Below are 12,234 nucleotides of genomic sequence, written 5' to 3'. Positions count from 1 at the left end.
TAAATTCGATAGCTTGATACTGAGCCTGTTGGGCTGAGTCTATCGAGCAATGGCTGTTTTTGGTTGCGGTGATAAGCAAGCTGATACAACGAAAGTGTCCGATTGCGGACGCATATGTGTCCACAGACGGACAGCTTTGCTGCGAATAAAACGCGTGTTAAATATATAAGTTATTGATAATTATGTATTTAAATTTTTGGCACGGACCTTGATATTCCTACAGTAAGCGCATCAATAGATGCTTTAATTAAACTGAAAAAGGAATACAACTATGAAATTCGCACGTATCGCACTTATCACTACTGTAATGACATTGAGCTTTTCTACTCAAGCGGCCAGTCTAGCCGAAGAGGTGGAATTAGCCGTTAAACAAGCGGCTGAGCAAGCACTTGAAAACTTTGTACAAGCGCAACGTGAAGCACTGCGAGCGAGTGTCTCTAATTTGCTAGAGCAAGCACTTGATGATGATGTGAATACCGCAGAGAAAAGCAATACATCTGCGCCTCGGTCGTAATTTATGTGTTGCCGTAGTGGGCAGATTGTTCGGTTAAGCGTACATACTTATCGGCAAGCTGCTCCACACTCTCTTTGTGTGCAGGGTCTGGTTTTATGCAATCAATAGGGCATACTTGCACGCAGGTTGGTTGATCATAGTGACCAACACATTCAGTGCATTTACTCGCCTCGATTTGATAGATTTCTTCGCCCATAAAAATAGCGCCATTAGGGCACTCGGGCTCACACATATCGCAGTTAATACACTTATCGTTGATTAATAAAGCCATCACGACTCCCCTTGTTTCAGCGCGGACGCGATAGTACAAAAAACGCGGTTCAAGGACAGCCTTTTAGTTATCGTTTTACTACTTTGCTTGATCTAAAACAAAGTGCGATAGCAGCGCATAATTCCTCCTTTTTGCACTTTTTTGGTGCGCTTACTCTTCGCTTATTTACTAACCTTATGAAAAGGCCGCCTTTTACAATTTGGCCTAAGTCCTGCAAATTACCTTCATAGTTACAATCGAACCTTGTGTGAGCACGGCATGGATATTGAAAAATTTATATCAGCGCAACAGTTGCAGTCGAGTTATAAATTGCAAATTCAGCACCACTTCATGCCGCTGGCGCAGCAATTAGCAAATAGTAAGCAACCTGGACAGGCGTTGTTTATCACCATAAATGGTGCGCAAGGGTCGGGTAAAAGCACCTTAGCAGCGTTCTTGGCGCAAGCATTACAACAGCGCTTTGCTTTGCATACCTGCGCGTGCTCTATAGATGATTTCTACTTCCCAAGAGCGGTACGTGAACAGTTAGCGCAGTCAGTGCACCCGCTCTTTGCCACCCGAGGTGTGCCGGGCACCCATGATATTGCACTGCTCAATAAAGTGATCGCACGAATTCAAGACGGAGCTCGTGGTATCCGAGTGCCGCGATTCAATAAAGCCACCGATGACCGCGAGCCGTTAGTGAATTGGCCTTATTTTGAGCGCCCCATCGATGTGTTTATTCTTGAAGGCTGGTGTGTTGGTGCGCAGCCACAAAGCCCGTGTGAGCTTAACGTCGCGGTTAATGGTCTAGAGCAGAACCAAGATCCAGATGGCCGCTGGCGGCGTTGTGTGAATTCCCGTTTGGCCAATGAGTATCAAGCGGTTTTCAACGCCGCTGATATTCGCATCATGTTGAAAGCGCCCAGCTTTGATGCTGTGCAAGCGTGGCGTTGGCAGCAAGAGCAGCAGCTTATTGCCCGCCATGGAGCCAGTGAGCACACTCTCGACGAGCAAGGAGTAAAATCCTTTATTAGCTATTTTGAGCGCTTAACCCGCCATTGTTTAGCTCACTTACCCGCGCACTGTGATGTAGTTTATCACCTTGATAACACACGACACATTTACCAATGCGATAACAAACTCGCCACTCAAGGGTCGGCATTTCCGGTGGTCTTTACCGATTTGGATGGCACTTTATTAGATCATCACAGCTATCAGTGTGATGAGGCGAAGCCCTTACTCAATGCTTTGAGTCAGGCGCAGGTGCCAGTGATCGTTAACTCCAGCAAAACAGCGGCGGAAATCCATGCGCTGTGCCAGGCTTTACACCTAGACTTGCCTTTTATTTGCGAAAATGGCGCCGCTCTGTACGTGCCCAAAGGGCACTTTATTACACCACCTAAAGCTGCTCAGCAGTGCGATAACTACTGGATTATGCCCTTTGCCCCGCCTTTAGTGACCTTACAACAGTGCATTTCTGCTTTGGCAGAACAATTCGGTGACAGCTTTCGTTCTTTTAGTCAACTATCGTCTAAGCGCTTAAGTGCCTTAACTGGCCTCACTGGCGAGGCATTAACACAAGCGCAAACACGCCATTACAGCGATCCGCTTTACTGGCAAGGTAGTGACGAGGTGTTACACCAATTCACGCTGGCGGCGCAGAAATTAGGATGTGAAGTGTTGCGCGGTGGGCGCTTTGTGCACCTGAGTCTGGGAGTGAACAAGGGCAAAGCGCTGCACTATGTGATGCAAATGCTGGCATCGCAATATAGTTGCCCATTGCACAGCATCGCCCTGGGCGACAGCCATAATGATGTGGCAATGCTAGAGGCGGCAGACACTGCGATAGTTATTGCGAACAGCGAAAACACAGCCCCGATTTTAAAAAAACGCAGCGCGTTATTCAGTGTTCATGCCGGGCCGCGAGGTTGGCAGGAAACGCTCAGTAGTTTAGCGCTGATCAAAGAGCAACTAGCAGCAGATGAGGTGCGTAACCATGGCTGATTTTCATCAAAATGGCATTGTCACAACACTCCACAATATTTCTCAGCGTTCGGTCGCTGAACTTGAAGGGGAGTTGGTGCAATTTGCCCAAGAACGGCCCATGGGTCTTATTCTGCCATCGCTTTTTTCCGAACTCGAAGGCCCCGCGTTGGGAAACATAGTGAATCACCTGCAGCAAGTACCTTATCTCGATGAAATCATCATAGGCCTGGACCGAGCGGACGAGCAACAGTACCGTCATGCGCTGACATTCTTCGACAAATTGCCGCAAAAACACCGGGTACTATGGAATGATGGCCCGCGTTTACGTGCCTTGGATAGTGAGCTACAGGCCCTTGGTGTGGCCCCTAAGGAGTTAGGGAAGGGGCGTAATGTGTGGTATTGCATGGGCTATACCCTTGCTGCATCAAAAGTTGAATCTATCGCTTTGCATGATTGCGACATTCTCACCTATGACCGTGCACTGCTGGCTCGGCTTATCTATCCTGTGGCCCACCCACGCTTTAACTATGAGTTCTGTAAGGGCTTTTATGCCCGTACTGCGGCAGGAAAAATCAATGGCCGAGTTTCGCGTTTATTGGTGACGCCGTTGCTGCGCTCATTCAAAACGGTATTAGGTAGCACCGATTACCTCGAGTATATGGACTCATTTCGCTACCCCTTAGCGGGGGAATTTTCGTTTCGCCGCGATGTGCTCAATGATATTCGTATCCCCAGTGATTGGGGTTTAGAGATTGGCGTGCTGTCGGAGATGTACCGCAACTACGCTCATAACCGTTTATGTCAAGTCGATATTGCCCAAACCTATGACCACAAACACCAAGATCTTTCCTTGGAAGATAGAAACGCTGGACTATCAAAAATGTCGGTGGATATTACCAAAGCGCTATTTCGCAAGCTTGCCACCCAAGGGGAAACCTTTACCACCGAAACCATTCGCTCACTGAAAGCAACTTACTACCGCATTGCCTTGGATTTTGTCGAAACCTATCATAATGATGCGCTTATGAATGGTTTAAGCCTTGATATTCACCAAGAAGAAAAGGCGGTGGAAATGTTCGCGCAAAATATTATGCACGCCGGGCAACATTTTTTAGAGCATCCGATGGAAGCGCCTTTCGTACCCAGCTGGAACCGCGTGGTGTCGGCGATGCCTGATGTGTTTGCCCGTTTACGTGAAGCGGTTGAGCTAGATAATCAGCAGTTCAGCGCACACATACGCAAGGCGGGGTAGTATGACTTCTCGCCAGCGTCAGTTTGAGCAACGTGTCACCCACCATTTAGCGATCATTTACGCCGGTATTCTTGATGATGCGCAATGTCAGGAGCTCGCGGCACAATTGCTTGAACTGATGCTTAAAGGTGATGTGGTTCGCCAGCCCACACCCCATAAAAGTCGCTGGGATGAACGGGATGCGGTGTTGATTTGTTATGGCGACTCGGTGAATAAAACTCAGGCTCATGAACCCCATACGCTGCCCACTGAACCGCCTTTGTATACACTGAAACAATTTCTCGATACCTACACCGAAGGCGCCATTAACTCGGTGCATATTTTGCCATTTTACCCTTACTCGTCAGACGAGGGGTTTGCGGTGATGAATTACGTGCAAGTCAATGAGGCCCTTGGCAGTTGGCAGCATATTAACGATATCAGCAAAGATTACCGGCTGATGGCCGATTTAGTGATCAATCATTGTTCCAGTAAGAGCCTGTGGTTTAGTAACTTTATTGCTAACGTTGCCCCCGGAAAGGGCTACTTTAAAACGGCCAATGTCAGTGACAATCTAGACGACGTGGTGCGTCCACGCACATCTGAGCTACTCAACAAGGTGCGCACTGCAGCGGGTGAGCAACATGTGTGGTGCACTTTTAGTCATGATCAAGTGGACTTTGATTTTGCTAACCCGCAGGTGTTGCGAGAGTTTGTGGCGATTATCCGCTTTTATCTCGACAACGGGGTGCGTATATTTCGCCTCGATGCGGTGGCCTTCTTATGGAAAGTCCCCGGAACTTCCTGCATTAACTTGCCGCAAACACATGAAGTGGTGCGTCTGCTTCGCACTTTGATAGAACATGTGCAGCCACAGGCCATCATCATTACTGAAACCAATATTCCCAATGAGCAAAACCTCTCCTATTTTGGTAATGCCAATGAAGCGCATTGCATTTATAACTTCTCTTTACCTCCTTTGTTATTACACACCTTGACTACCGGTGACTGCACAGCACTGAAAAAGTGGATGATGCGCATGCCCCCCGCCCAAGATGGTACGGCCTATTTTAACTTTATAGCCTCCCATGACGGCATTGGCCTGCGCCCAGCAGAGGGCCTGTTAGATACCGTGCAAATTAATGCTCTGGTGGCCTGTATGCAGCGCTTTGGTGCCAAGGTGAGTTGGCGCACACAAAATGACGGTACGTTAGCGCCTTATGAAATCAACATCGCGTTGTTTGATGCCTTACAGGGAGCGCAGCAGGGGCCAGATAACTTTGCTGTGGCGCGATTTCTATGTGCTCATGCCATTATGTTGGCACTGGAGGGAATTCCCGGTGTGTATATTCACTCGCTCACGGGGACCGAAAACGACTATGAGCGTTTTAATAATACCCAGCATAATCGTGCCATTAATCGCCATCGTTGGCACTGGCATGACTTAGAGGCCAAATTGGCCGACCCACATAGCCATCACCAAAAGGTGCATCGTGGTATGTTGAATTTGCTTAAGATACGCGGGAAGCAAAAAGCCTTTCACCCCAATGCAACGCAGTTTACTTTGCACCTTGGCCAAGAAATTTTCGGCTTTTGGCGACAAAGCGCCGACCGCCAACAAAGTATTTTTTGTCTGTTTAACATTAGCAATCATCCACAAACCTTGTCACTGGAAGATTTAAACTTGGTGAACACCCAGCCGTGGTGCGATTTGCTCAGTGACATTGTCTATAAAGACATGAGCACATGCCTGAGCATGCGCCCTTATCAAGCTATATGGCTTACGAACACGACGACTTAAACGGGTTGCGTGTATCTTGACCACTTTCTAAATTACGCATCAAAATGGCGTGTTCAAGGTTGATATCTTCGGGGATGGGAATACGCACTTGATGGCCAGAGCCTTTTGCATCGCTAATGCGCTCGCCCTTGGTGTTTTCCATGTGTTGTAAGTTAAAATGCACGTTGCCTTTAGGCGTCATTAACTCCAGTGAGTGGCCGGTACAAAATTTATTTTTAACGTCTATTTCTGCTAAGCCATTTGCGGTTCGACCAAGCACCTCACCAACGAACTGCTGTGAATCAGAAATAGAGTGGCCATAGTCATAATTTTGATACTCTTGGTGCGCATGGCGTTTTAAAAAGCCCTCGGTATAGCCTCGGTGAGCGAGATGCTCGAGACTGCGCAGTAAGTTGGCGTCGAATGGCTTGCCAGCGACGGCGTCATCAATGGCTTGGCGGTACACCTGAGCCGTGCGTGCAACGTAATAGAACGACTTAGTACGGCCCTCTATTTTTAGACTATGAACGCCCATACGCGTCAGCGCATCCACATACTGCACGGCGCGTAGGTCTTTGGAGTTCATGATGTAGGTGCCGTGTTCATCCTCAAATGCTGGCATATACTCCCCCGGGCGGCCTTGCTCTTCAAGCATAAATACCTCATTGGTAGGCGCACCCAACCCAAGTGTTGGGTCCACCTTATGCACCACATCACCGGTCGGCGTTTCGGTGGCCGGTTGGACATCGTAGCTCCAGCGACAGGCATTCGTGCAAGTACCTTGGTTGGGGTCGCGTTTGTTGATGTAGCCACTGAGTAAGCAGCGCCCGGAATACGCCATGCATAACGCGCCATGGACAAACACTTCTAATTCGGTGTTAGGACACAGTTCGCGGATCTCTGCAATCTCTTGCAGTGACAACTCACGCGATAGAATCACCCGCTCAACCCCCTGTTTGGCCCAAAACAGCACGCTGGCATAATTCACGGCGTTGGCTTGAACACTCAAGTGAATGGGCATATCAGGCCATTTTTCTCTCACCAACATAATAAGCCCCGGGTCAGACATGATCAGGGCATCGGGCTTCATGGCGATAACCGGCTCTATATCGCGCAAATAGGTTTTTATTTTGGCGTTGTGCGGCGCAATATTAGAAACCACATAAAGTTTTTTATTTTGTTGGTGGGCCTCATTTATACCAAGCTCGAGGTTAGCGAGGTTAAACTCGTTGTTTCGAACTCGCAAACTATAGCGAGGCTGTCCCGCATAGACGGCATCCGCGCCATAGGCAAAGGCGTAGCGCATATTTTTTAAACTACCCGCAGGGCTGAGCAGCTCTGGTGAAAATACAGACATAATGATTCCTTAACTGAGTCCAGGTCAGTGAAAAAATAGCTCGGCAGTGTAGCGGTGAGGGCGCTAGGATGGTTTGATATGGATCAGCTTTTGCTATTGCGTCAGCGCACTAAGCACAGTAGGGCGGTAGAGCACATCATCACCGAAACGGGGTTGTCATCGCCCTGACTTGTTTATTCACTAAGCTCACGGGCGTAACAATGTAGTAGGATTTTCACGCTAAAGCGCGTATAATTCGCGCCCGGTAAAGTTTAACACTTAAAATTTAACGTTATTTGGAGCAAAACATGGCTTTAGAGCGCACTTTCTCTATCGTTAAGCCTGATGCGGTAGCTAAAAACCACATCGGTGCAATCTACAACCGTTTCGAAACTGCAGGTCTTAAGATCGTTGCATCAAAAATGGTTCACCTATCACAAGAGCAAGCTGAAGGCTTCTACGCTGAACACAAAGAGCGTCCTTTCTTCGGTGCCCTTGTTTCTTTCATGACTTCTGGCCCAGTAATGGTGCAAGTTCTTGAAGGTGAAGATGCAATCCGTAAAAACCGCGAAATCATGGGTGCGACTAACCCTGCGGAAGCGGCTGCTGGCACACTACGTGCTGACTACGCAGACAGCATCGACGAAAACGCAGTACACGGTTCTGACGCGCCAGAGTCTGCGGCTCGCGAAATCGCTTACTTCTTCGCTGAAGAAGAAATCTGTCCTCGTACTCGTTAATTTCGAGCTACGACAACAGTCGCGGGAAGGGCTTTCGGGCCCTTTTCTTGTCCTTGTAATTCCTTAGTTTATTGGCACTGCAGCCAGTGTGCTAAGGAATTGCTATAATGGTTAAATTGTGTACAATTTGCCACCTTCGTTTTATCCGTCACCTGATAGAGGTTTGTTCATGGCCACGACTGAGAAAAAAATCAATTTACTCGATTTTAATCGCCAAGGAATGCGCGAGTATTTCGCATCCATTGGTGAAAAGCCGTTCCGCGCCGATCAGGTGATGAAGTGGATTTACCATTTTGGCATCGACAATTTCGACGACATGACCAATCTCAATAAAAAACTCAAAGCGCGACTGAGTGCTGAGTGTGAGATTCGCGCCCCGGAAATTTCGGTAAAGCAGCCATCCAGCGATGGCACTATCAAATATGCCTTGCTACTCGATGGTGGCCAAGAGGTAGAAACCGTTTGGATCCCGGAAAAAGATCGCGCCACCTTGTGCGTATCGTCGCAAGTGGGTTGTGCATTGGAATGTACTTTCTGCTCGACCGCACAACAGGGCTTTAACCGTAACCTCAAGGTTTCTGAAATCATCGGTCAGGTATGGCGTGTAGCCCGTGATATCGGTCTGCACGGTGACAGCACCCGCCGTCCTATCACCAATGTGGTGATGATGGGCATGGGAGAGCCACTGCTGAATTTGAAAAACGTGGTTCCGGCGATGGAATTGATGATGGATGATTGGGCGTTTGGTTTATCGAAGCGTCGCGTTACATTGAGTACTTCAGGTGTGGTTCCAGCGCTTGATTTGTTAAAAGAGCAAATAGACGTGGCCTTAGCAATCTCCTTACACGCTCCGAATAACGAATTGCGTGATGAGCTAGTGCCGATTAATAAAAAGTACCCTATTGAAGAGTTCTTAGCGGCGTGTCGCCGTTATATTGACGGTTCAAAAGCGAATAAAGACATCACCATTGAGTATGTGATGCTGCAAGAAGTCAATGACAGCACCGATCATGCCCATGAATTAGTGAAAGTACTTAAAGGCACGCCATCGAAGGTTAACTTGATTCCTTTTAACCCTTTCCCTGGCAATGATTACGGGCGCTCAAGCAACAGTCGCATCGACCGCTTCTCGAAGGTACTGCAAGGGGCCGGTATTACCACCATCGTGCGTCGTACCCGAGGCGATGATATCGACGCCGCATGTGGACAGCTGGTGGGTGATGTGGTTGATAGAACCAAACGTTTGGCCAAGAGAAAAGAGCGAGAAAAGAGCGCTATCGCTATAAATGTGGCTCAATAACAGAAAATATCGCCCTTTTGTTAAAAAATAGATGAAACAAAAGGGCTTTTCGGTAATATAGGTGCAATAACGGAATTAACGAGGCGACGCCATGCGCAAGCTTTTAGTGACCAGTGTCAGTTTACTCGCCTTAGGCGGGTGTGTAACCGAAAGCACCTATGTGGGCAGCGACCGGCCTGTAGTAGAAAAACGAATAAATAATGTCGACGCCGCGCGTACGCGCATCTCATTAGCCCTCAACTATCTCTCGCAGGGCAACAGCACACAAGCTAAATATAACCTCGAACGCGCAGCTAAGTTTGCACCAGAGCTTCCTGAAGTACATTACTCGATGGCTTACTACTATCAACGAGTCGGTGAGCATCAGCGTGCCCAAGATGCTTACGAACGTGCGATTGAGCTCGAGCCGAATGATCCAAACACCTTGAATAATTATGGGGTGTTTTTATGTGATATTGGCGATTATGAAGGCGCGGTTGACAAGTTTATGTCAGCCATTGAAATTCCAAGCTATTTACGGGTTGCGGAAAGCTACGAAAACTTAGCTTTGTGCGCACTCGAATTTGATAAATTTGATGCCGCTGAGTCCTACCTTGAAGAAGCGTTGAATCACAGTTCTTTACGTGCATCCAGCCTCATTAATTTAGCCGCAGTGCACTATGCTAAAAGCGATTTTTATAAAGCACAGCAGGTGCTCCAGCGTTATGAGCGTACTGGACGAGTTTCATCGCGGTCATTGTTACTTGGTTATCTGATTCAAGATCGTATGGGTCATGTGGAAGATGCGCGTAAATTAGCAGAAACCATTGAGCTGACGTACCCGTCCTCGATTGAAGCGCGTATTGTCCGCGAGCAGCGCTATAGCGCCAGTGAGTTTGAACAGTTGCGAGAGCAGTATCGCAAACACCAACTTTCTGAGTTGCAAGGGGTGATGCAAGATGACCGCATCGTTGCCAAGCCAAAAATCAAGGTGATGAAGAAAAAGTCGAGCACTTCGACAACGCCTACTAAAGCGCCGGTCGTCGTCACTTCACCAGCGCAGCAACAGGCTGCAACCAGCAGTGCCGAGCAGACTCAAGAAATGGTCGACAGTGCTCATGAAAATAGCGAACTAGTTGCAAATGACGATGCAGCAACCACAAATGACAAGGTAGAAGCAGCAAATACTGAGGTGGATACAGCCGCAGAAGTTGTTAAAGCACAAACCTCAGATACTGAAGCGACTCAAACCGAACAAAGTGCTACCGAGCAGGTTAATGCAGACTCTCAGGACATTGCGGTGGTCACGACCACCGATACCAGTGACGATACAACGACCCCGAATCCAGAGCCGTCAGCTGCACAACCTGCAGCACAGCCGAGTGACGATAATAGCGATGGCGAGCAGAGTGCACCGCAACAGCCTGCTGAAGCGCTGCAAGCAAGCGCCGAAATTGATGAACAATCAACGTCACCGGCCGATTTGCCAGAGCATGACTCCGCTGTACAAGATGAGCCTGCAACCACAGCCGTCACCGATGAAGTCGACACGGTTGCTGAGCAACAAAATGCTGATGAAGTAGCGACCCAAAGCGAAGGGGCTGACAGTGCATCTGACGTAGTGGCCGAAAGCAATGACGGCGCCGAGCCGTCATCTTTATCCTCCGATGAACAAGCAATGGCACAGGTGAGTGATGTCCCTGCACAAAGTGAGAGCGATGACACCACGCCTGTAGATAGTATGCAAGCGTCCGATACACAGGCCTTAGCAAGTGAAGATGTGGTGGTACAGCAAAGTAATACTGAGCTCAGTGAAGGAGTCAGCGAGTTTATCGCTCAAGGCGCACAGGTCGATAGTGATGACCCACTGGCGCTGCCCTATCACGTAATGAAAAAAGGGGAGACCTTATTCAGTGTTTCTGCACGCTATAATATTCGCTTAAGCACATTGCGTGAATGGAATAACCTTAAGAGCGCAGATCACGTGCTCAGTGGTAGTAAAATTTACTTAAAAGAGCCGAACATTTATCATACTGTGCAAGAAGGAGATACGCTGTTTAGTATCTCCACCCAGTATAACATTCTTCTGCAACGACTAATGGAATGGAATCAGCTAGATGAGGGCGCTCGCCTAGTACCCGGCGAGAAACTGTATTTAGTTGATCCTCAAAACTATTAAATATGAGCGAAAATAGTGAAATAACAGAGGAAAGTGCTCCATTAGAAATAGGGAAATATTTAGTACAAGCGAGGGAGCAACACAGGTTAAGCCAAGAACAAATGGCGAAAAGGCTGAACCTGACAGTGCAAAAGCTTGATGATTTAGAGCATGACCGCCTCGAAAAGCTCGGCCCGCCGATCTTTGTTAAAGGCTATGTGAAGGCTTACTGCAAAGTGGTAGGCCTAGATCATAAAGAATTGCTTGAGGGTTATGACCCACAAGATGACAGTGAACAAATCGCGGCCATGCAAAGCTTTTCGCGAAGAACTGAAAAAGAAGCCCATGACAACCGCTTGATGCTGGTAAGCTATATTATCCTAGCTATCATCTTGGGCTCTTCCGCTATTTGGTGGTGGCAAAATAGTGATGACCCGCTGAGTTTGTCTACCCCAGAGTCCAGCACTGTGAGCTCGAGCCCAATATCCAGTGAAGGGCCTGAAAGCGCTAAGCAACAGCCAGTGCAACCAGGTGGCGAAATCCAAGAACAAAGTCAACAAACACCTGCTCCCGAAGCACAGCAATCAGCTACGACGCTGAGCGCGCAAGAGCCAATCTCTAACACTGCGACAGAAGAGCGTGAAGAGACTGCTGATGCAGCACCTACAGCAAATACTGCAGTGCAAAGCGAGCCCTTAAAAAGTGGTCAGCAGCGTGTATATATGCGTTTTAGCGGTGAGTGCTGGGTGGCGGTAGAAGATGCTGATGGTAAGCGCCTAGTTTACGATATAAAAAATGCAGGACAAGAGCTTGAACTCATTGGCAAAGCGCCTTTTGCTGTCACGCTTGGCAAACACGATGTTGTTGATATCGAATTAAATGGTGAAGCGGTTGATATTTCACAGTTTCCGAAAAACCGCCTCGCTAAATTTTCATTACCGTTAACAGAGTAAGTAG

10 protein-coding genes are annotated in these 12,234 nt (G+C 48.1%); 8 read left to right on the top strand and 2 right to left on the bottom strand.

Going from position 1 to position 12,234, the window contains the following annotated elements; genetic code table 11:
- Positions 1-271: 271 nt before the first annotated feature.
- Positions 272-514: a hypothetical protein gene (locus MHM93_RS05255; protein WP_045979701.1), complete on the top strand. Its 243-nt coding sequence runs from the start codon at positions 272-274 to the stop codon at positions 512-514.
- Position 515: 1 nt separating this feature from the next.
- Here the strand turns inward: MHM93_RS05255 and MHM93_RS05250 are convergent, their stop codons facing one another.
- Positions 516-785 carry a YfhL family 4Fe-4S dicluster ferredoxin gene (locus MHM93_RS05250; protein ID WP_239385063.1) on the bottom strand — a complete coding sequence of 90 codons (270 nt, stop codon included), beginning with the start codon at positions 783-785 and terminating at the stop codon, positions 516-518.
- 258 nt (positions 786-1,043) lie between these two features.
- Here MHM93_RS05250 and MHM93_RS05245 point away from each other — a divergent pair, with 258 nt between their 5' ends.
- Genes MHM93_RS05245 through MHM93_RS05235 form a run of 3 tightly spaced genes read left to right on the top strand, consistent with a single transcriptional unit; the run spans position 1,044 to position 5,785 of the window.
- On the top strand, positions 1,044-2,771 hold the full coding sequence (locus MHM93_RS05245) for an HAD-IIB family hydrolase (protein ID WP_239448277.1): 1,728 nt from the start codon (positions 1,044-1,046) through the stop codon (positions 2,769-2,771).
- Entirely contained in the window at positions 2,764-4,005 is a 1,242-nt protein-coding gene (locus MHM93_RS05240) for a glycosyl transferase (protein ID WP_138509406.1), read from the top strand. Before MHM93_RS05245 ends, MHM93_RS05240 begins: the two co-directional genes overlap by 8 nt.
- 1 nt (position 4,006) lies before the next feature.
- Positions 4,007-5,785, top strand: coding sequence for a sugar phosphorylase (locus MHM93_RS05235; protein WP_239448276.1), 1,779 nt, complete (start codon positions 4,007-4,009; stop codon positions 5,783-5,785).
- Here the strand turns inward: MHM93_RS05235 and yegQ are convergent.
- Positions 5,766-7,121, bottom strand: coding sequence for a tRNA 5-hydroxyuridine modification protein YegQ (gene yegQ, locus MHM93_RS05230; protein WP_045979696.1), 1,356 nt, complete (start codon positions 7,119-7,121; stop codon positions 5,766-5,768). The two genes, MHM93_RS05235 and yegQ, sit on opposite strands and share 20 nt — an antisense overlap.
- Before the next feature lie 287 nt (positions 7,122-7,408).
- Between yegQ and ndk the strand changes: the two genes are divergently transcribed.
- The 4 genes from ndk to MHM93_RS05210 all read left to right on the top strand — a co-directional run bounded on the left by ndk (position 7,409) and on the right by MHM93_RS05210 (position 12,230).
- Entirely contained in the window at positions 7,409-7,840 is a 432-nt protein-coding gene (gene ndk / locus MHM93_RS05225) for a nucleoside-diphosphate kinase (protein ID WP_053910025.1), read from the top strand.
- A gap of 169 nt (positions 7,841-8,009) precedes the next feature.
- Entirely contained in the window at positions 8,010-9,140 is a 1,131-nt protein-coding gene (locus MHM93_RS05220) for a bifunctional tRNA (adenosine(37)-C2)-methyltransferase TrmG/ribosomal RNA large subunit methyltransferase RlmN (protein WP_022943790.1), read from the top strand.
- A gap of 91 nt (positions 9,141-9,231) precedes the next feature.
- Complete coding sequence (gene pilW / locus MHM93_RS05215) at positions 9,232-11,298, top strand: type IV pilus biogenesis/stability protein PilW (protein ID WP_239448275.1); 2,067 nt, start codon at positions 9,232-9,234, stop codon at positions 11,296-11,298.
- A 2-nt stretch (positions 11,299-11,300) separates the two neighbouring features.
- Entirely contained in the window at positions 11,301-12,230 is a 930-nt protein-coding gene (locus tag MHM93_RS05210; protein ID WP_239448274.1) for a RodZ domain-containing protein, read from the top strand.
- Positions 12,231-12,234 lie beyond the last annotated feature (4 nt).

This window comes from Pseudoalteromonas sp. MM17-2 (genome assembly GCF_022347945.1).
Classification (GTDB): domain Bacteria; phylum Pseudomonadota; class Gammaproteobacteria; order Enterobacterales; family Alteromonadaceae; genus Pseudoalteromonas; species Pseudoalteromonas ruthenica.
Note: the sequence above shows the minus strand (reverse complement) of the source record. Positions and strands in the feature narration are given on the sequence as shown.